This is a genomic window from Sphingomonas sp. QA11 (assembly GCF_028473665.1).
Lineage (GTDB): Bacteria > Pseudomonadota > Alphaproteobacteria > Sphingomonadales > Sphingomonadaceae > Sphingomonas > Sphingomonas phytovorans.
The window spans coordinates 3,557,105-3,577,290 of sequence record NZ_CP098774.1 but is presented as its reverse complement, the minus strand read 5'-3'; the positions used below and the strand labels follow the sequence as shown (position 1 = coordinate 3,577,290).

Below are 20,186 nucleotides of genomic sequence, written 5' to 3'. Positions count from 1 at the left end.
CTCTACACAGGATGGACCGGGGGCGATAGGGAGGCTGGATGCGGGATGTGACTAGTCGGTCGTACTTTTCATTCCCTCTCCCCTTGGGGGAGAGGGAGGGAGGAGCGCGGCGACGGAAGGGTGAGGGGGACATTCCCGCGCGTTTTGAGCCTCACTCCCCCTCATCCGGCGCTTCGCGCCACCTTCTCCCGCAAGGGGAGAAGGATTTGCAGAGTCCATCTGAATGATCGTGTTCGCGATCCTCGGCTGGGCTTTGCTGGGCCTCGGCACCGTCGGCACTTTCTACATGATCACCGCCACGATCGTGTTCCGGCGTTTCATGGCGCCGCGAACCGCATCATCGCCTCGCGCCGACGCCGTAACCCTGCTCAAGCCGCTCCACGGCGCGGAGCCCCGCCTGCTCGAAAACCTGGCGAGTTTCCTCGCGCAGGATCATGCTGGCCCGGTTCAGCTTCTCTGCGGCGTGCAGGCACAAGACGACCCGGCCATCGCCGTGGTCGAGGCCCTGCGCGACCGATATCCGCATATGGCGATAGATTTGGTGGTCGACTCAGCGAATCATGGCGCGAATCGCAAGGTTGCCAATCTCATCAACATGATGGGCAAGGCCCGGCATCCGATCCTGGTACTGAGCGACAGCGATATGGTCGCGGAGCCGGACTATCTCTCCCGGGTCCTGGCCGCGCTCGACGCGCCGGGCGTCGGCGCCGTGACCTGCCTGTATCGCGGGCGCGGCGATGCCGGCTTCTGGTCGCGGCTCGGCGCGGCGGGGCTCAGCTACCAGTTCCTGCCCGGGGCGGTGTTCGGTGTCGCGATGGCATTGGCCCGGCCGTGCATGGGTTCGACCATCGCGATGCGGCGCGAAACGCTCGACCGGATTGGCGGCTTCGAACGCTTCGCCGACGTGCTCGCCGATGACTATGCGATCGGCGAGGCGGTTCATGCGCTCGGGCAGACGGTCGCGGTACCGCCGATGCTCGTCACCCATGCTTCGGCCGAGCAAAGCTTTGCCGAGCTGTGGCGGCATGAGCTGCGCTGGGGGGCGACCGTGCGCGGCGTGGTGCCGGGCGCCTATGCCGGATCGGTGGTCGGCATGCCCTTCCCGCTCGCCTTGCTGGGAGCAGCCTTGGTCCCGGCGCATCCGGTTGGGCTGGCCATTGCCCTGTCGGCGCTGATTGTCCGTATCGCGATCGCCCGTTTCGTCGACCGCGCGGCTGGTGTAACGACGGCGCCATGGTGGCTTCTACCGATGCGCGATTGCCTCACCGTCGCGATATTCGTCGCAAGCTTCTTCGTCGCGTCGGTTGATTGGCGCGGACAACGGCTTAAAATGGAAAATGACGGCCGCGTTTCGGCCGATCCGGAGATTTCCGCATGATGCGTACCTTGTTTCTGCAGGCCCCTTCGTTCGACGGTTATGACGGCGGCGCCGGCGCGCGCTATCAGATGAAGCGCGAGGTGAAGTCCTTCTGGTACCCCACCTGGCTCGCCCAGCCGGCCGCGATGGTCGAGGGTTCGAAGCTGATCGACGCGCCCGCGCACGACCAGAGCTGGGACGATATCAAGCACGAGTTCGACGATCGCGACCTCGTCATCCTCCACACCTCGACGCCAAGCTTCGGCCAGGACATTCGTACCGCCGCGCTGATCAAGGAGCGCAACCCGAAGATCCTGATCGGTTTCGTCGGCGCCAAGGTCGCGGTCGAGCCGGACAAGAGCCTTGCCGCCACGCCGCACGTCGATTTCGTTGCGCGCGAGGAATATGATTTCACGATCCTCGAGATTTCCCAGGGCGCGCCGCTCGCGACCGTCGATGGCATCACCTGGCGCGCGCCCGACGGCGCTTTCGTGCGCAACAAGGATCGCGCGGTCATCGAGGACATGGACGTCCTCCCGATGGTCTCGCCTGTCTACAAGCGCGACCTGACCATCAACAAATATTTCGGCGGCTACCTCCTCCACCCTTATGTCAGCTTCTACACCGGCCGCGGCTGCAAGAGCCGCTGCACCTTCTGCCTGTGGCCGCAGACGATCAGCGGTCATAATTACCGCTTCCGCTCGGTCCCCAAGGTGATCGAGGAAGTGCAGTACATCCTGGAGAATATCCCCGAGACCAAGGAGATCTTCTTCGACGACGATACGTTGACCGATAACCACGCGCGCGTCGAGGAACTGGCGATCGCGCTCGGCAAGCTCGGCTTCGGCAAGAAGGGCTTCCCCGTGTCGTGGAGCTGCAACGCCAAGGCCAATGTCCCGCGCAAGACGCTCGAGGTACTGAAGGCCAATGGCCTGCGGTTGCTGCTCGTCGGTTATGAGAGCGGCAACCAGCAGATCCTGCACAACATCAAGAAGGGCCTGCGCACCGATGTGGCGCGGCAGTTCACCAAGGATTGCCACCAGCTCGGCGTGGTCATCCACGGCACCTTCATCCTCGGCCTGCCCGGCGAGACCGAAGAGACGATCGAGGAGACGATCAACTACGCCAAGGAGATCGATCCGCACACGATCCAGGTCTCGCTTGCCGCACCTTATCCCGGTACCTTCCTGTACAAGCAGGCGACCGAGAATGGCTGGTTCGATAACAGCAATGATCTGCTGACCGATGGCGGCAACCAGATCGCGCAGCTCAGCTATCCGCATCTGCCGGCGAGCGTGATCTTCGACAAGGTCGAGGAATTCTACAAGCGCTTCTATTTCCGCCCGTCCAAGATCTGGTCGATCGTGTCGGAGATGCTGCGCGACTGGAACATGATGAAGCGCCGCCTGCGCGAGGGTGTGGAGTTCTTCGACTTCCTGCGCCGCCGGAAAGAGGCAGCGTGACCTTTCTCCCTCTCCCCTCCGGGGAGAGGGTAGGGGAGAGGGGCAGTCCTAAGCGCTGCCGCTCGTTGCTGCCCCTCTCCCAACCCTCTCTCCTGAGGGGAGAGGGCTTGTGGTGAAGCGCCTCGTCGTGACCTCCGACGATTTCGGCGCTGCCATCGCGGTCAACGAAGCCGTCGAGCAGGCACATCGTAACGGCATCCTGACCGCCGCCAGCCTGATGGTCTCCGGCGAGGCGGCCGCGGACGCCGTCGCCCGCGCCAGGACGATGCCGAAGCTCGGCGTCGGTCTGCACGTCGTTCTCGTGGAGGGCAGGCCCACACTCCCGCCCGGGCAGGTGTCGGAACTGGTCGACGCGACCGGCCATTTCCGTACCGACATGGTCCGCGCTGGCATTACCATCTTCGCCAATCCGACCGCGCGCCGGCAGCTTCTCGCTGAGGTGGAGGCACAGTTCGCCGCGTTCGCCGCGACCGGCCTGACGCTTGATCATGTCAACGCGCACAAGCATTTCCACCTGCACCCCACCATCGCCTCCGCGATCCTGAAGACCGGCAGGCGCTACGGCATGAAATCGGTCCGCGCCCCGATCGAGCCGCGCGACGTCCTCGAGAAGATCGAACCCGGCGCCGGTGGCGTCGATATTGCCCGACTCTGGGCACTGCTCGTCCGGCGTCGCATGCGCGCGGCTGGAATGTGCGTGCCCGATCAGGTCTTCGGTCTCGCCTGGTCCGGCGCGATGGATGCCGCGCGGGTTCGCGGGCTGATCGAGCATCTTCCGGACGGCCTGACCGAAATCTACACCCATCCGGCCACCGACGACCGCTACCCAACTCATGCGCCGGGTTACGCATACCGCGTCGAACTGGCGGCGTTGACCGACCCTCTTGCACGCGAGGCCGTGGTGCGCGAGAGGATCGTGCTGGGGGGCTTCACCGACTTCGCTTGAGACCAGTGCCATGAATATCGCCAACGGCTTCCGCCACTTCGCCCAGCCCGAGCCAGTCCCCGCCGGCCCGATCCGCCTCGGGAGCCCGGAGCACCGGGCCCTGTTCTGCCAGACCATGCTCGACACGCATGATCCGTATCGCCCCGCGCTGATCGACTGGCCGAAGCTTGATCCTGAGACACGCGACAAGATCGTCTCGCTGCCGATCTGGGATATCGCCGTCGCTACCGAGGGCCGGGCCGGCATGAACGTGAAGACCTTTGGTGAAGGGATCGCCGATCCGTTGCTCAAGGCAGCGGTCGACATGAACGGGTTCGAGGAAAGCAGGCACAAGATCGTGCTTGCCGACATGGTCCAGGCATATGGCATCGAGCTTTCGCCCGAGGCAGAATATAAGCGCCCGCGCGACCCGGAATTCGCTTTCATGCGCACCGGCTATTCGGAATGTATCGACAGCTTCTTCGGTTTCGGCCTGTTCAAGCTGGCCAAGGATTCCGGTTTCTTTCCGGAAGAGCTGGTCGACACCTTCGAGCCGGTGATGCGCGAGGAAGGGCGGCACATCCTGTTCTTCGTTAACTGGGTCGCCTGGTGGCGCCGCAACATGCCCTGGTGGCGTCGGCCGCTGTTCGAGGCGAAGGTGCTGATCGTCTGGATGTTCCTGATCGGCGAGCGGATCAGCATGGCCAAGGGCATGGGTGACGACAATACCAAGGCGCAGGAGAACAACTTCACGCTCAACGGTTCGAAGGAGCTTGGGGTTGAGGTGACTTTTCCCGAGCTCGCCCGGATTTGCCTTGCCGAGAATGACCGGCGTCTGGCACCGTATGACGATCGACTGATCCGGCCGCGTTTCGTGCCGGCGATGATGCGCCTCGCGCTGCGTTTCGCGGGTGGGCGCAAGGGAGGCATCGCCTGAAGAATTTTGCACGCGCGGGCATGCTGCTCGCGACACTGGCTGGGTTGGCTGCCGCGGTCTGGGCCTTTGGCTCGATCGGGTTCGGCAGTGTGCTGGCGGTCGCGGGACGGATCGGGATCGACGGATTCCTGGTCTTCTGCGCTCTTTCGATCGGTACTTTCTTCATTCTCGGCGCCGCATGGCTGGCGGCGGCGCCCGGGGAACCGCTCGACCGGATCGGCCTGTTCGCCTGGGCGCGGGCAGTGCGGGAGGCGGTGTCGGACCTGCTGCCCTTCTCGCAGATCGGTGGAATCGTCGTCGGTACGCGGACGCTCACGACCGCCGGCGTCCCCGCGTCCCGGGTCTATGCGTCGTTCGTGGTCGACATGACGACCGAAATGGGGGCGCAACTCATCTTCACCCTGTTCGGCCTGGCGATGATGGTCTCCCTGCTTGCCGCAGGCGGCCAGGCGGCGACGCTTCGCCCGCTTATCCTCGGGGGCACCGGGATGATGATCGCGGGGATGGTGATGTTCTTCTTCGCGCAACGCCCCGCACTCGGTCTGGCCGGGCGGGTCGCCCAGCATTTCCTGCCCGGGTCGGTCGTCACCATGACCGGGATCACCGACGCGTTGCGGGAGACCTATGCGCGGCGTCGACGCGTGGCGCTTGCCTTCGCGCTCAACCTGCTGGGGTGGATCGCCAGTGGAATCGGTGGCTGGATCGTGCTGCTGATGATGGGCGCGGATATCTCGATCTGGTCTGCGCTTTCGATCGAGAGCCTCATCTTCACGCTCAGGAGCGTGGCGTTCGCGGTACCGGGCGCGATCGGGGTTCAGGAGGCAGCCTATGCGCTTGCCGCCCCGCTGTTCGGCCTGCCGCCTGAAACGGCGCTGGCGCTGTCCCTGGCCAAACGCGCCCGCGATCTTGCAATCGGCCTGCCGACGTTGATCCTGTGGCAGGTCGGCGAGATGCGAGCGGTCGTGCTCGCCTCCCGAAGAGGGTAGTCTTCGCGCAAGGCGTTGCCGCTGGAGCTGGACCCGTCCGCTCCACGAAAATTGGATGTTTCGTGATCCGCCGAGTCGGCCCTCTATGGTCGACATGAACCGAACCAGTCGCCTTTCCGCGTGTCGTCCATGATCGATCGTCGCCAGTTCATCGGCGCAAGCGCTGCGATGATGCTGACCTCGCCATTGCTGGCGGCGGCGCCCGGCCTTGATGTGGCCCTGGTCAATGCCCGGGTGTGGACCGGGCGGCGCGAACGGGAAGCGGTTACCGCGGTGGGGATTGTCGGCGACAGGATCGCCACGATCGGTGCTGGCGCGGTTCGCGCGGCGACCACTCGGGCGACGCGCGTGATCGACCTTGACGGCGCGTTCTTGATGCCGGCCTTCACCGACAATCATACGCATTTCCTGCGCGGATCGGCGATGCTGCGTCAGCCGAGCCTGCGCGATGCGCGCACGCCGGCCGCCTTTGCCGAACGGGTCGGCGCGGCGGCGCGGCTGCTCAAGCCCGGCCAATGGGTCGAGGGTGGCTATTGGGACGAGCAGCTCTGGGGCGGCGACCTGCCGACCCGCGCGTGGATCGACGCCGTCACGCCGGACCATCCGGTGGCGGTGAACCGGCTCGACCTGCACATGATCCTGCTCAATTCGGTCGCGCTGAAGCTGGCCGGGATCGATCGTAACACCGTGCCGCCGGAAGGTGGGGTGATCGTGCGCGACGCAACGGGTGAGCCGACCGGTATCCTCAAGGATAACGCCGCCTGGCTGGCGGAGCGCGCGATCCCGAAGCTCGACGAGGCGGGGATCGAGGATATCCTGCGCGGCGGCATCGCCGAGGGCCTGTCGAAGGGGGTGGCGCAGGCGCATTCACCCGAGATCGACTGGTCGATGTACGATGCCCTGCGGCGCCTGGGCGCGAAGGGACGGCCGGACATGCGCTTCTATTCCTTCGTCCCGCTGGCCGACTGGGAAAAGATGGCGGGGATCGTCGCGGCCGAGGGCAGGGGCGACGACTGGATTCGCTGGGGCGGGGTCAAGGGCCTGATGGACGGGTCGCTTGGATCGCGCACCGCCCTGTTCCGCGATCCCTATAGCGATGCGCCCGACACGCGCGGCGTGCGGGTGACGCCCCGCGCTGACATCGCGACATGGGTCGCCGCTGCCGATGCGCGCCATATGCCGGTGACGGTCCACGCGATTGGTGACGAGGCGAACGACGAATTGCTCGACATCTATGCGGACGTCGCCCGCGTCAACGGCAAGCGCGACCGGCGTTTCCGCATCGAGCATGCCCAGCATCTCAGCCAGGCCGCGATCCCGCGCTTCGCGCGGCAGGATGTGATCGCCTCGGTCCAGCCTTATCACGCGATCGACGACGGCCGCTGGGCGGTGAAGCGTATCGGTGAATCGCGGCTGCGCGGCACCTATTCGTTCAAGTCGCTGCTCGACGCCGGTGCGCGCGTCACTTTCGGGTCTGACTGGCCGGTGGCGCCGTTCGACCCGATCGCCGGCATTCATGCCGCGGTCACGCGCGCCACGATCGACGGACTCAACCCGGACGGCTGGTTGCCAGACCAGAAGGTCACGGTCGAACAGGCGCTCACTGCCTATACCAGTGCCAACGCCCATGCCGGTTTCCAGGAAGACCGGCTCGGACTGATCGCGCGCGGGTATCTCGCCGACCTTGTCGTGCTTGATGCTGATCCGCGCAGCGTTCCTCCGGCGAGCATCGCCCGGACGAGGGTGCTGCGCACCTTCGTCGGCGGGAAACAGCGTTTCGGGCCGCAAGACGGCTGACCGGAAGAGGCCGTCAGAGGGAATGGCGGCCAAGGAGCGGGCAAGCGGCAAAAGCCGCAGCCCGCATCACCATGAAGGGGTATGCGACCATGATTCGAACCGTATCGCGCTATCTGCCCGCCGCCTCGGCGATCGCCCTGCTGGCTGCCGGCTCGGCATCCGCCCAGGCCCAGGCCGCCGACCAGGCGGAACCCGCCGCCGAAAGTGGCGGTGACATCATCGTGACCGCCAACAAGCGGGCCGAGAAGCTGAGCAATGTCGCCGGGGGTGTCTCGGCCGTGACCGGTGCCCAGCTCGAGGCGATCGGCGCGCAGGACTTCAAGGACTATCTCACCCGCACGACGGGTGTCGCGTTCAACGAAGGACCTTCAAACAATTCCACTGCCGTGATCCGCGGCATCGGCACGACGGCCGGGCTTGACCAGGGCCAGGGCAGCACTGGCTATTTCATCAACGATATCCCGATGAACGAGCCGGGTTATACCATCGTCATCCCGGACATCGATGCGTTCGACGTGTCGCGGGTCGAGGTGCTGCGCGGCCCGCAGGGCACGCTGTTCGGATCGGCCTCGCTCGGCGGGGCGATCAACTTCATCTCCAACCTTGCCGACCCCAGTGGCTTCCACGCGGCGGCTGAAGGATCGATCGGCACCACGCGCTTCTCGGCGGGCGAGGTGAACTATCGCGCCAAGGGGATGATCAACGTGCCGCTGGTCGCCGACAAGCTGGCGGTGCGCCTGGTCGCGACTCAGCGGGTGGACGCTGGCTATATCGATAATATCGGGACGCACATCCGCGGGTCGAACGATGTCCATACCTTCGGCCTGCGTGGGTCGATCGTCTTTACCCCCGATGTCGATACGACGATCAGCTATCTTGGTCTCTACCAGAAGAGCCGCACTGACGACCCCAGCGTCAGCAATCTGGGGCTCGGCCTGTTGCAGCGCTCGACCAGGTTCGAAACCCCGATGATCTTCAAGACTCAGCTTCACAGCCTGCGGCTCGACCATGATTTCGGTTTCGCCACCGCCACCGTGATCGGCACCTACAACCGCAAGACCGGCGATATCTTCGACGATTTCACGCCGTTCTACGGCAACCTCAATCCCGGCAATCATTATTTCCTGCAGGCAGGGCAGAGTAATACCTATTCCTATGAAGTCCGCTTCGCCTCGCCCAAGGGCCGGACGTTCGACTGGCTGATCGGCGCCACGCATATCGATACGACCAAGGGCTTTCAGGAACATCTGTCGTCGCCGGGCTATGCCGCGGCGCATCCGGCGGATGTGGCGGCCGGCCTGACACATGGCGACGAATATTATTACGCCGCCTCGCATACCAAGGGCGACGAGGACGCGCTGTTCGGCGAGGCCAATCTGCATTTCGGCGATGTCACCATCACCGGGGGCGGCCGCCTGTTCCGCACGCGAACCGACACCTATACCGACCAGTTCGGCATCTTCTTCGGCGGCACGGTCATCAATCCGCCGTACAAGGTGCAGGATTCGGGTTTCGCACCGAAGGCGTCGATCAAATACCAGCCACGCCCGGACCTGATGTTCTACGCGCTTGCGTCGAAGGGCTATCGCTTCGGCTCGCCCAACACCCTGCCGCCACTCGCCGGATCGCCGATCCCGGCCGGGACGACATCGGACAGCCTGTGGAATTATGAGGTCGGCACGCGCTTCAGCCTGGTCGACCGGAAGCTCTTCGTCAGCGTCACGGGTTTCTATATCGACTGGACCAATTTGCAGGTCAGGCTGCGTCGTGTCGGCGACGGGCTGACCTATGGCGCGAATGCGGGTGCCGCCGAGATCTACGGCGCCGAAGCGTCGGCCACGCTTAATCTTGGCGGGCTCTCGCTCGTGTCGAACCTGACTTATCTCGATGCAAAGCTGACCGAGGACATCCCGGCCGCGGCACCGCCCCTGGCGTCGGGCAAGACGCTGCCTTCGGCCGCGAAATGGCGCATCTCCAACACCGCATCCTATAATTTCGGTGGTGTCGCGGAGCCGACCGTCACCTTGCTCCATCGCTATGTGTCGCGCTCGCCCGGCTTCCTCAACGAGGATACGACCTTCGCGCCCTATCATATCTTCGATGCACGCGTGTCGGTGAAGGTCGCTGACTTCACGGTCGCCGCGTTCGCCGAGAATATCGGCGACAAGCGCGCCATCACCTTCGGTTATCAGGACTTCGGATCGGGCGCGAGCCGGTTCATCGTCAAGCCGCGTACGCTCGGCGTGCAAGTCAACTGGGCAATGTAGGACAGTGCGAAGGCGGTCGGGGCGCCGACCGCCTCCGGCCATGGAAACGAATGGGAACGACATGATCGACCGGCGACATCTATGCGTATCGATGCTGGCCCTTGCCGCGGGGACGCTGGCGCGGCCGGGTCGCGCGCTCGCCGCGACGACACGCTGGCCGGTTCCGCCGCAGCCAGTACGCATGCCGGCCGTGGTCGGCAATTTCGGTCACAAGCGCACCGATGACTATGCGTGGATGCGCCCGAAGGACTGGCACGCGGTGCTGCGCGATCCGGCGACGCTCGACGCGCCGATCGCCGCGGCGGTGAAGGCCGAGAATGCCTACACCGATGCGATGCTTGCGCCGTCCAGGCCACTCCAGGCAACGCTGCTGGCGCGCGCCCGGGCTGTGGAGGCCGGGGCGGACGCGCCGATCGAGGTCGAGGATGGCGGCTATTTCTATTATCAGCGCCAGCCGGCCGACAGCCAGTATCCGGTCTTTGCGCGACGCCCGGCCAGGGGCGGGGCCGAACAGATACTGCTCGACGTCGGGGCGGAGGCGGCCGGCAGGAAATTCTTCGCGCTGCACTGGGGCGGGACCTTCCATAGCCCCGACCAGAAACTGTTCGGATGGTCACAGGACCTGACCGGTTCCGGTATCTTCGGCATCCGCGTGCGCGAAATCGCTACCGGCCGGATGGTGGTGACCGACATCAATGAAAGTCACGGCAGCTTCGCTTTCGATTCAGGCGGCCGCTATCTCTTCTGGGTCGGTCGCGACGGCAACGGCCATCCCAACTCGGTGTGGCGGCGGGATATGCAGGACGGCACTGATGTCCAGATTCACGCCGAGGCGGACCCTGCCTTCTTCATCGAGCTGAAGACCACTGCATCCGGCGGCTTCGTCGTGATTCGCCTGCTCAACAGCGCGCGGACCGAGGCATGGCTGGTGCCGGCGAGCGATCCCGTCGCCAGGCCGATCCTGGTCGAGAAGCGCGCCGAAGGTCTGCGCTACGATGTCGATCACTGGGACGACCGGCTCGTGATCCTGACCGATGTAGACGATGCGGTCGACATGAAGATCATGACCGCGCCGGTCGCCGCGCCGGGGCGGTCGCACTGGAAGGAGTGGGTCCCGCACAAGGCCGGGCGGTTCATCGCCGCGATTCATCCGTTCCGCGATACGCTGGTGCGGGAGGAATGGCGTGACGCGCTGCCCCGGCTGGTGATGATGGGCAAGGACGGCAAGGAGCGCGAGGTTGCGTTCGACGAGCCCGCCTATGCCCTGTCGGTCCCGCATGGGCAGGGCTGGGCGGCATCCGCGCTGTCCTTCACCTATCAGTCGCCGCGTCTCGCGCCGCGCGCCTACCGCCTGGCGCTGAAGGACGGGGCCTCGGCGCCGGCCGCGGCCGTTGCTGCCAATCCCGCCTATGATCCCGGCGGATACGATCTCGAACGGATCGAGGCGACGACCGAAGACGGTATGCGGGTGCCGATCACCATATTGCGCCGGAAGGGCACGCCGAAGGACGGCAAGGCACCCTTGTTCCTTTATGGTTATGGCTCCTACGGCGCGACGGTCGATGCGGCGTTCGAGGCCGGCAAGATCGCGTTGGTCGATCAGGGCTGGACCTATGCGATCGCCCATGTCCGGGGCGGTGCAGAGCGCGGCAACGACTGGTGGCGGTCGGTCCTGAAGACAGGGAAGAAGAAGACCTTCACTGACTTCATCGCCTGCGCCGAGCATCTCGTGGACAAAGGCTATGCCGCGAAGGGCCGGATCGTCGCCCATGGCTATTCGGCGGGCGGGTTGCTGATGGGGGCGATCTATACGATGCGACCCGATCTCTGGGCCGGGGTGATCGCGCAGGTGCCGTTCGTCGACCCGCTCAACACGATGGATTATTTCGAGACACATCCGCTCGGGTTGACCGCGCTGCCGATCTGGGGCGATCCGCGCGTGCCGGCGGAATATGCCTATATCGCGAGCTATTCGCCCTATGATCAGCTCAGGCCCGCTGCCTATCCGGCATTGCTGGCGACGGGCAGTGTCGCCGATGAACGCGTCGCCTTCTACGAGCCGCTCAAATTCGCGGTGCGCGCCAGGTCTCTTACCACCGCCGGCAATCCGGTGATGGCCCGCATCGCCACGACCGGCGGGCATATGGGCGCATCGGGTGCGGCGGCGGCGCAGGAGCAGGAGGCATTGTTCCATGCCTTTGCGATCTGGGCGGCCGACCGCAAATGGGGCATCGTGCCGCAACGATGAACGGGAAATTCTCGCCGAGATCGCCGGAGGATGTCGCTGCGTTCGTGCGCGCGCAGATGCTTGGCCTTGTCATATCGAATGGTCCGCAGGGGTATGCGACGACGCCCCTGCCGCTTTTGCCGCACACCGACGAAGCGGGCGCGGTCATCGAATTCTTTGGCCATTTCGCGCGGGCCAATCCGCAGGTGGGGATGGTGCGCGACCGGCCTCGCGCGCTGATCCTGTTCCAGGGTCCGCACGCCTATATCCCGCCTGCCTGGGTCTCCGCCCCCGGCTGGGCGCCAACCTGGAACTATGCCCTGGCGCAATTCGAGGTCGACATCAGCCTCCTCCCCGAGGAGAATGATCGCGCGATCGCCGAACTGGTGAACGCGCTGGAGGGGCAGGCATCCGGTGCCTGGACCGTCGATACGATGGGCGACCGCTATGCCAGGATGTTGCCGCACATCGTCGCGTTCCGCGCGAGGGTGATCCGCAGCGACGCGAAGTTCAAGCTGGGCCAGGACGAATCCGACACTGCCTTTGCGGAGATTGTCGACGCGCTGGGCGAGACGCCCCTGTCGCGGATGATGCGCGACGCGCGTCCGTGACACCCGACGATCTCGATCCCGAGATCCGGGCGTTCCAGCGACAGGTGACGGCCGAATATGAACGGCATGGTTCGCCGGTCGACGTGGCGGATCGTCGGCGTATTGCAGGGCTCGTGCGCGAGCGTTGGAATCTCGGCGGCCCGGTGATGGCTTCGACCGTCGACCTGCATATCGGGGGCGTGACGGCACGTCTTCACCGCCCCGACGATGCCCCGGATCTGCCCGTGCTCGTGTATCTCCATGGCGGCGGCTGGGTGTTGTTCAGCATCGATACGCATGATCGACTGATGCGCGAATATGCCGCGCGCAGCGGCTGCGCTGTGCTGGGCGTGAACTACAGCCTGAGCCCCGAGGCGCGCTATCCGCAAGCGTTGGAGGAGGTTCACGCGGCGCTCGAATGGCTGCGAGCCGAGGGTGCGGCATTCGGGCTCGATCCGCGGCGGATCGCGATCGGCGGCGATTCCGCCGGCGGGAACCTCGCGGTCGCCACCGCGCTGCGGCTGCGCGATGCAGGCCAGGATTGGCTGGGTGCTGTGCTGGTCAATTATGGCGCGTTCGACACTGAACCCCGCGCCTCGCACGGCCTTTTCCAGTCGGACGACTATATCCTCAATCCGGAGGAGATGGCTGCCTTCTGGACTGATTATCTCGGCGAGACGGATCGTGACGATCCCTATGCCCGGCCGCTCCTGGCCGATCTCGCGGGTCTGCCACCGACCTTCCTGTGCATCGCCGAATGCGACATCCTAGCCGATGAGAATCGTGAGATGGCGGCGCGGCTGGCGGCTGCGGGCGTGCCGGTCGAGGCCCGGCTCTATGCCGGTGCCACCCACAGCTTCATCGAAGCGGTCGGTATCTCACCGCTCGCCGCGCGCGCGATCGACGATGGCGCGCGTTGGCTGGCGGCGCAATTGAGGCCCTGAGCGGGTCGCTTGCCGCTCCTGGCGGCATGGCCCATAGGATGGTTGAATAGTCGAGCAGGTGAGGGTCCAATGCTGCGACCATGGAAGGTGATGCTGTCCGAGCGGATCAGCGCCACGCGGGCGATGCCGCTCTACCTCCAGATCGTGCATGCGCTGATCCACGAGATACAGCGCGGGCGGCTGGCGCCCGGCACCTATCTGCCCAGCAGCCGGGAGCTTGCCGCGACGCTTGAAGTCAACCGCAAGACGATCGTGCTCGCCTATGACGATCTGACCGCGCAGGGGTGGCTTGAATCGAAGGGAACGCGCGGCACGATGGTTGCCGCCAACCTGCCGGAACAGCCGCTCGAGCCGCAAGGCGTGGCAGGACCGCCCGACACAGCCGAATTTCCCTTCGCGATGACGGCGACCGCACCTTTTGTCCTGTCGGGCAGCGACTGGCTCACCTTCGACGAGGGGAGCCCTGATTGCCGGCTGTTCCCGACCGAGCTCCTGGCCCGAGCTTATCGCGACTCGATCGCGCGGGCGCGGCGCGGCAACCGGTTGCGCTATGGGGATCCGCGCGGATCGGCCGTGCTGCGCCAGTGCATCGCCGACATGCTCAATGCGCAGCGCGGCGTGGTCGCCGGAGTCGATAATATCTGCATCACGCGGGGCAGCCAGATGGGGGTGGCGCTGGCGGCGCGGATCCTGCTCTCCCGTGGCGATACCGTGCTGATGGAATCGCTCAGCTACGCCCCGGCCGCCGTCGTCTTCCAGGCGATGGGCGCGACGGTGGTCGGCGTCCCGCTCGATCGTGACGGCATCGATGTCGAGGCTGTGGAGCGCATGTGCCGGCTGCACCGCGTCAAGGCGATCTTCCTGACGCCGCATCATCAGTTTCCGACCACCGTGGCGCTGCGGCCCGAGCGACGGCTGCGGCTGCTCGAACTGGCGCGGCAATTCGCCTTTGCGATCATCGAGGATGATTACGACCATGAATATCATTTCGAATCGCAGCCGCTGCTGCCGCTTGCCAGCTACGCGCCGGGCCGGATCATCTATATCGGGTCGCTGTCCAAGCTGACGCTGCCCAGCCTGCGGATCGGCTATATTGTCGCGCCGACGCGAGTGATCGACGCGATTGCGCATCAGGTGATGTCGCTCGACCGGCAGGGAAACACCCTGACCGAGGATGCTGTCGCGGAATTGATCGACGCCGGTGAACTGCGTCGCCACGCGCGCAAGACGAACATCGTCTATGGGGCACGGCGGCGAGCCTTCGCTGACGCGCTCGATCGTCATTTCGGCGGGCTGGCCGAATTCGAGGTGCCCGATGGCGGGCTGGCCTTCTGGCTGCGCTTCGCGGATTCCGCGCTGCTCGACCGCATCGACCGGAACGGCGCGGCGGTCGGCCTGCGCTTCGCGCCGTCAACCTCCTATGCGATCGCGCCCTCGGTCGAACGGGGGGTGCGTCTCGGCTTTGCGAGCCTCGACGAAGTCGAGGCGGACGATGCGCTCCGCCGTCTGCGGGCTGCCGCCGACCTTGGCGCCGCGGCTCCCGTTTGACCCAATAATTTCGGAGAATTGGACCCGTCCGGCCGCTTGTTCGACAGGGCGCGCTGCGCTAACGATATCTGATAATGCCTCGCAATATAGCTCGAGATGCTCGCCCATGAACCGGGGCACGATCCGCGCGTGGTATCTCGTCCATAAATGGTCGAGCATCATCTGTACCGGCTTCCTGCTGATGCTCTGCGTCACCGGCCTGCCGCTGATCTTCCACGACGAGATCGACTCGCTGACGGGTGCGCGGCCGGAGATTGTCGGCGTCAGTGCCGATGTGCCGCTCAAGTCGCTCGACGAGCTGATGCGAACGGCGCTGTCGACACGGCCGGGCGAGGTCGGGCTGTTCATGAGCTTCGACGAGGACCGGCCGGTGGTCAACATCACCACCGGGCCGACGCCTGACGCGCCGGCCGCGAAGATGACGACCCGCGCGTTCGATCGTCGCACCGGTGCGTTGGTCGGTACGTTCGACGGCGGCGGCGTGATCGCGTTCCTGCTGAGGCTGCATACCGACATGTTCCTCGGACTGCCCGGCATGCTGTTCCTTGGCCTGATGGGGTTGTTGTTCTTCGTCGCGATCGTCTCGGGCGTGGTGCTCTATGCGCCGTTCATGCGGAAGCTCGCCTTCGGCACGGTGCGCGTCTCGCGCAGTACGCGGCTCAAGTGGCTCGACTATCATAACCTGCTCGGCATCGTCGCGCTCGCCTGGGCGAGCGTCGTCGGCGTGACCGGTGTGATCAACACGCTTGCCACGCCGATCATCCAGCTTTGGCAGAGGAACGACCTGGCCGAGATGACCGCTGCCTATAAGGATGCGAAGGTGCCGGCGCCCGGCCGGCTCGCGTCGATCAACGCGGCGGTCGAAACGGCGAAGGCCGCGGCGCCCGGCAACCGGCCGCAATTCGTCGCGTTTCCCGGCGGGGGGTTCAGCAGCAGGCATCATTATGCCGTGTTCCTGCAGGGCGAAACGCCGATCACCAAGCGCCTGCTCACGCCGGCGCTGGTGGATGCGGAGACGGGCAAGCTGACCGCGATCCGGCCGTTGCCCTGGTATGCGCAGGCGCTGCTGGTGTCGCAGCCGCTGCATTTCGGCGATTATGGCGGACTGCCGCTCAAGATCCTGTGGGCGATCCTCGACCTGTTCACGCTCGTCATCCTCGGGTCCGGCCTGTACCTCTGGCTGGGCAAGCGTCGCACGCCGCTCGACGCACGGGTGCGCGAGGTCGAGAGCGGCGGCGCGGTCGAGCCGGTGGCGATCGCATGAGGACCGCTCGCAAGCCCGGTGGACAAACGGCCCGCCAGATCTTCGTCGTGCCCGTCGCCATCGCGGTGGTCAGCACGGTTGGCCTGATCAGCGCGCTCGCCGGAGACGGCATCGAGGACGTTGCCTCATGGATCGCGCTGTCGATCCCTGTGGTCGCGGTGGTCTGGGCGATGCGTGCCCGACGAACCTGAGCTCAACGCAGGCGTAACGCGCCATTGAAAGGGAATCCCGTGTCCAGGTCCATCTTCAGCTTCGTCTCACGCCTCGCGCTTTCCGGCTCGGCGCTGGCGCTCGCCACGCCGGGCTGGGCACAGGAATCGGCGCCGTCGGACGCTGACATCATCGTGACCGCCCAGAAAGGCAACCAGACCGAGGTAAGGCGTGGCGGGCAGGTCGGCGTGCTCGGCGACAAGGCGGCCGAGGACGTGCCGTTCAGCATCACGAGCTACAACGCCGCGCTGATCCTCAACCAGCAGCCGCAGACATTGGGTCAGGTATTGGAGAATGATCCGTCGATCCGCACGACCTATGGCTTCGGCAACGCCGCCGAACAGTTCGTCATTCGCGGCTTCACCCTGGCCGGTGACGATGTCGGCTTCAACGGGCTCTACGGGCTGGCCCCGCGTCAGCTCGTCGCGCCTGAGCTCTATGATTCGGTGCAGGTGCTGAACGGCGCAAGCGCCTTCCTGAACGGCGCCGCGCCGGGCGGGACAGGGGTCGGCGGCAGCGTCAATCTCGTATCGAAACGCGCCGGCCCCACGCCGCTGACCCGGGTCACGGCCAACTACAGCAGCGGGTCGCATTTCGGCGGCAGCTTCGACGTGTCGCGCCGCTTCGGCGACGACGACGCCTTCGGCATTCGAATCAACGGCGCCTATCGATCGGGCGATGTCGCGATCGACAATGAATTCCGTCGTACGGCCGTGCTCGGCGCCGGTCTCGACTGGCACAGCGACCGCGTTCGGCTCTCGCTCGACCTTGCCTATCAGCGCGTGCAGATTCGCAATCTCAGGCCGAAGGTGACTGTCGGCGCTACGGTCCCCGCGGTGCCGGCCGCCGATCACAATTACGGCCAGGCCTTCTCCTACACCACGCTCCGCGACATCTTCGGCGCGGTGCGCGGCGAATATGACCTGTCCGACAATGCCATGCTCTATGCCGCGTTCGGCGCGCGCGACGGGTCGGAGCGGGGCATTTACGACGGCATCACCGTGACCAATGCAGTGACGGGGGACGCCAACGGCAACGCGCTGTTCGTGCCGCGCACCGACAATAACGAGACGGCGCAGGCCGGGATTCGCATCAAGCTGGCGGCCGGCGGCATCACCCAGGAATTCAATCTTGGCGGGTCGATGATCTGGCAGGTCAACCGCAACGCCTATGACTTCCTCTATGGCCCCGGCTTTGTCGGCTATGCCACCAATCTCTACAACACGCCCAGGGTCGCGCTGCCCGGCTCGACGCTGGTCGGCGGTAATCTGGCCGATCCCTTCCCCGTCGGCCGCTCGAAGCTGGGCAGCATGTTCGCGTCGGATACGCTCGGTTTCTGGGACGACAGGATCCTGCTCACCGCCGGCCTCCGGCTGCAGACGATCGACACGCGTTCTTATGCCTATAACGCCGACCCGGCGAACGGGATCGCGGCGGGCGACCTGACGACGAAACTCAGGACCAGTGCCGTGACGCCGGTCGTCGGGCTGGTGATCAAGCCGGTTACCGGCCTGTCGCTGTTCGCCAACCGGATCGAGGGCTTGCAACAGGGCGCCGTGGCAGGTGCGGGCAACATCAATATGGGCCAGATCTTCCCGGCCTATGTATCGACTCAATATGAAGTCGGCGGGAAGATCGGCCTTGGCCGGTTCAACGCCTCGCTTGCCTTGTACCAGACCGAATTGCCGAGCGCGTACAGCGTTCCCACCCCGACACCGGCCAATCCGACGGCAACGACATTCGGGCTGTTCGGCCTGCAGCGCAATCGCGGTATCGAACTGAGCATCGACGGCGAGATCACGCATGGACTTCGTGTCATTGCCGGTGGTTCGGTGAACCAGGCGAGGTTGCGCAAGACGCTGGGTGGCGCGAACGACGGCAACACCGCGGTCGGCGTGCCCGACTATCTCGCCAACGCGAATGTCGAATGGGATCTGGGCTTCCTGCCCGGTGCCACGCTGACCGGCCGGGTCGTCAATACCGGGAAGCAGCAGGTCAATGCCGCCAACACGCTCGAGATTCCGTCCTGGACCCGATTCGATCTCGGCGCGCGCTATGTCCTGCTGGTCGGCGGCAATCCGCTGACCCTGCGCGCCACCGTCGATAACGTCGCCAACAAACGCTATTGGGCTTCCTCGTTCGACTCGTTCGGCACCTCGTTGCTGCAGGGCGCGCCGCGCACGGTCAAAGTATCGGCTTCCATCGAGCTCTAGCTGTCCTCTCGCCTGCCGAGCCGGAAGAGGCCGAGGTCGAATTCCGGCAGGCGCCGGTCATTTACGAATGACACTCCGACGACAAGATACATTACACACTTGTAACTTGAAAACGCAGGCGAGGCGCCGAAAAGGCGCCGGCACTTGTGCTGCAGCTTTTAAGAAGATCGAGAGGATGGACGGTGAATACGGTTCACCTCGACTATGAGTCGGGAAATTCATCGATAATCCACTTCACCGGAAAAGCATAAGGCAATGGAATCCGGAGGAATCATGCGTAATTTACTTGCCTGCTCCGCTGCTATGGCCATGCTTGCCGGCTGTCATTCCGCATCCACCGGTGGCGAGGCAGCATCCGCCGGCAATGCGACGGCGGCGGCCCCCATTGCTTTCCGGGTCACTAAGGTGCCGCTGCCCGGCGACGGCCGGGGCGATTATCTCACGGTCGATTCAGATTCGAACCGCCTGTACGTCACTCATTCGACGACGGTGCATGCGCTTGATCTTGCCACGCTGAAACCGCTGTTTCAGGTGGAAGGGCTGAAGGTGTCGCATGGCGTCGCGCTCGATCCGGCGCGGGGGCATGGTTTTGTCACAGATGGAGGCCAGAACGCGGTGGTGATGTTCGACCTTTCGAACGGCAAGGCGATCACGACGATCCCGACCGGGCAGAAGCCGGATTCAATCGTGCATGACACGGCATCGGGAATGATCTTCGCCTTCAACGGCGGCTCGGCCGATATCAGCGTGATCGATCCGGCCAAGGCTGCCGTCATCAAGACGATCAAATTGCCCAAGGCGCCCGAATTTTCGCAGGCCGATGGCCAGGGCAAGGTCTGGGTCAATCTCGAAGAGGGCAATGCCATTGCCGAGATCGACACGAAGACGCTGGCGCTCGCGCGGATGATCAAGCTCGACGGGTGCGATGGCCCGGGGCCGTTGGCATTCGACCCGTCCGATCGTTTGCTGTTCAGCGGCTGCACCGGCAATTCGCTGATGGTCGTGGTCGATGCCGACACCGGCAAGATCGTCGCGACCGTGAAGGTTGGCGACGATCCCGACGGCATTGCCTATGACGATGCGAAGGACCGGATTTTCGTCGCCAACCGCAAGGGCGGCTGGACGATCATCGACCAGGTCGACAAGACTCACTACGCGGTCAACCAGACGCTGCCGATCGACGATTATGCCAAGACGGTGTCGATCGACCCGAAGAGCCACCGGGCCTTCAGCTCGACCGCCGACCTCCTGTGGACGAAGGACGCGAGCGGCAAGCCGCGACCGGAGGCGAAGCCGGGTACGTTCCGCCTGATGGTCGTGTCGGAAAAATAGCCGCGCGCGGTCGCCGCATCCGCGACGACGATCCAGCTATCGTCGCCGTCCAATATTGGCGATTTGTATAAAGCGCGAAAAGGGTGACCAATCCGCGCTGGTGCAAAGCCGATGCAGGAGGACGCG

General features: G+C 65.0%; 15 protein-coding genes. All 15 read left to right on the top strand.

The window, feature by feature from the left end; translation table 11 throughout:
• The first annotated feature begins 223 nt into the window (after positions 1–223).
• The 15 genes from hpnI to NDN01_RS16515 all read left to right on the top strand — a co-directional run bounded on the left by hpnI (position 224) and on the right by NDN01_RS16515 (position 20,060).
• Positions 224–1,378 carry a bacteriohopanetetrol glucosamine biosynthesis glycosyltransferase HpnI gene (hpnI, locus tag NDN01_RS16585; RefSeq protein ID WP_272622857.1) on the top strand — a complete coding sequence of 385 codons (1,155 nt, stop codon included), beginning with the start codon at positions 224–226 and terminating at the stop codon, positions 1,376–1,378.
• Positions 1,375–2,820: a hopanoid biosynthesis associated radical SAM protein HpnJ gene (gene hpnJ / locus NDN01_RS16580; RefSeq protein ID WP_272622856.1), complete on the top strand. Its 1,446-nt coding sequence runs from the start codon at positions 1,375–1,377 to the stop codon at positions 2,818–2,820. Before hpnI ends, hpnJ begins: the two co-directional genes overlap by 4 nt.
• Positions 2,821–2,932: 112 nt before the next feature.
• Positions 2,933–3,766, top strand: coding sequence for a hopanoid biosynthesis-associated protein HpnK (gene hpnK / locus NDN01_RS16575; protein WP_272628271.1), 834 nt, complete (start codon positions 2,933–2,935; stop codon positions 3,764–3,766).
• 10 nt (positions 3,767–3,776) lie between these two features.
• On the top strand, positions 3,777–4,682 hold the full coding sequence (locus NDN01_RS16570; RefSeq protein ID WP_272622855.1) for a ferritin-like domain-containing protein: 906 nt from the start codon (positions 3,777–3,779) through the stop codon (positions 4,680–4,682).
• 20 nt (positions 4,683–4,702) lie between these two features.
• Positions 4,703–5,668, top strand: a complete 966-nt coding sequence (locus NDN01_RS16565) for a lysylphosphatidylglycerol synthase domain-containing protein (protein ID WP_272622854.1) — start codon at positions 4,703–4,705, stop codon at positions 5,666–5,668.
• Positions 5,669–5,797: 129 nt separating this feature from the next.
• Positions 5,798–7,465 carry an amidohydrolase gene (locus NDN01_RS16560; protein ID WP_272622853.1) on the top strand — a complete coding sequence of 556 codons (1,668 nt, stop codon included), beginning with the start codon at positions 5,798–5,800 and terminating at the stop codon, positions 7,463–7,465.
• An 89-nt stretch (positions 7,466–7,554) separates the two neighbouring features.
• Positions 7,555–9,732, top strand: coding sequence for a TonB-dependent receptor (locus NDN01_RS16555; RefSeq protein WP_272622852.1), 2,178 nt, complete (start codon positions 7,555–7,557; stop codon positions 9,730–9,732).
• Between the two features lie 40 nt (positions 9,733–9,772).
• Positions 9,773–11,980 (top strand): prolyl oligopeptidase family serine peptidase, encoded by a 2,208-nt coding sequence (locus tag NDN01_RS16550; protein WP_272622851.1) that lies wholly within the window; start codon positions 9,773–9,775, stop codon positions 11,978–11,980.
• Complete coding sequence (locus NDN01_RS16545; protein ID WP_272622850.1) at positions 11,977–12,570, top strand: FMN-binding negative transcriptional regulator; 594 nt, start codon at positions 11,977–11,979, stop codon at positions 12,568–12,570. Before NDN01_RS16550 ends, NDN01_RS16545 begins: the two co-directional genes overlap by 4 nt.
• Positions 12,567–13,493 carry an alpha/beta hydrolase gene (locus NDN01_RS16540; protein WP_272622849.1) on the top strand — a complete coding sequence of 309 codons (927 nt, stop codon included), beginning with the start codon at positions 12,567–12,569 and terminating at the stop codon, positions 13,491–13,493. The genes NDN01_RS16545 and NDN01_RS16540 overlap by 4 nt, the downstream gene beginning before the upstream one ends.
• 69 nt (positions 13,494–13,562) lie before the next feature.
• Positions 13,563–15,041: a MocR-like pyridoxine biosynthesis transcription factor PdxR gene (gene pdxR, locus NDN01_RS16535; protein ID WP_272622848.1), complete on the top strand. Its 1,479-nt coding sequence runs from the start codon at positions 13,563–13,565 to the stop codon at positions 15,039–15,041.
• Between the two features lie 106 nt (positions 15,042–15,147).
• Positions 15,148–16,305: a PepSY-associated TM helix domain-containing protein gene (locus NDN01_RS16530; RefSeq protein ID WP_272622847.1), complete on the top strand. Its 1,158-nt coding sequence runs from the start codon at positions 15,148–15,150 to the stop codon at positions 16,303–16,305.
• The gene (locus NDN01_RS16525; protein ID WP_272622846.1) at positions 16,302–16,496 is read left to right on the top strand and encodes a hypothetical protein; all 195 of its coding nucleotides are present in this window, start codon (positions 16,302–16,304) and stop codon (positions 16,494–16,496) included. The genes NDN01_RS16530 and NDN01_RS16525 overlap by 4 nt, the downstream gene beginning before the upstream one ends.
• Positions 16,497–16,535: 39 nt before the next feature.
• On the top strand, positions 16,536–18,728 hold the full coding sequence (locus tag NDN01_RS16520) for a TonB-dependent receptor (RefSeq protein WP_272622845.1): 2,193 nt from the start codon (positions 16,536–16,538) through the stop codon (positions 18,726–18,728).
• Between the two features lie 273 nt (positions 18,729–19,001).
• Positions 19,002–20,060 carry a YncE family protein gene (locus NDN01_RS16515; protein WP_272622844.1) on the top strand — a complete coding sequence of 353 codons (1,059 nt, stop codon included), beginning with the start codon at positions 19,002–19,004 and terminating at the stop codon, positions 20,058–20,060.
• Positions 20,061–20,186 lie beyond the last annotated feature (126 nt).

Bases quoted from the DNA above. Each gene is read 5' to 3' on its own strand.
- NDN01_RS16530 (WP_272622847.1), top strand. From the start codon at position 15,148: ATGAACCGGGGCACGATCCGCGCGTGGTATCTCGTCCATAAATGGTCG.
- NDN01_RS16555 (WP_272622852.1), top strand. From the start codon at position 7,555: ATGATTCGAACCGTATCGCGCTATCTGCCCGCCGCCTCGGCGATCGCC.
- NDN01_RS16525 (WP_272622846.1), top strand. From the start codon at position 16,302: ATGAGGACCGCTCGCAAGCCCGGTGGACAAACGGCCCGCCAGATCTTC.
- NDN01_RS16560 (WP_272622853.1), top strand. From the start codon at position 5,798: ATGATCGATCGTCGCCAGTTCATCGGCGCAAGCGCTGCGATGATGCTG.
- NDN01_RS16565 (WP_272622854.1), top strand. From the start codon at position 4,703: ATGCTGCTCGCGACACTGGCTGGGTTGGCTGCCGCGGTCTGGGCCTTT.
- hpnI (WP_272622857.1), top strand. From the start codon at position 224: ATGATCGTGTTCGCGATCCTCGGCTGGGCTTTGCTGGGCCTCGGCACC.
- pdxR (WP_272622848.1), top strand. From the start codon at position 13,563: ATGCTGCGACCATGGAAGGTGATGCTGTCCGAGCGGATCAGCGCCACG.
- NDN01_RS16570 (WP_272622855.1), top strand. From the start codon at position 3,777: ATGAATATCGCCAACGGCTTCCGCCACTTCGCCCAGCCCGAGCCAGTC.
- NDN01_RS16515 (WP_272622844.1), top strand. From the start codon at position 19,002: ATGCGTAATTTACTTGCCTGCTCCGCTGCTATGGCCATGCTTGCCGGC.
- hpnJ (WP_272622856.1), top strand. From the start codon at position 1,375: ATGATGCGTACCTTGTTTCTGCAGGCCCCTTCGTTCGACGGTTATGAC.
- NDN01_RS16545 (WP_272622850.1), top strand. From the start codon at position 11,977: ATGAACGGGAAATTCTCGCCGAGATCGCCGGAGGATGTCGCTGCGTTC.
- NDN01_RS16550 (WP_272622851.1), top strand. From the start codon at position 9,773: ATGGAAACGAATGGGAACGACATGATCGACCGGCGACATCTATGCGTA.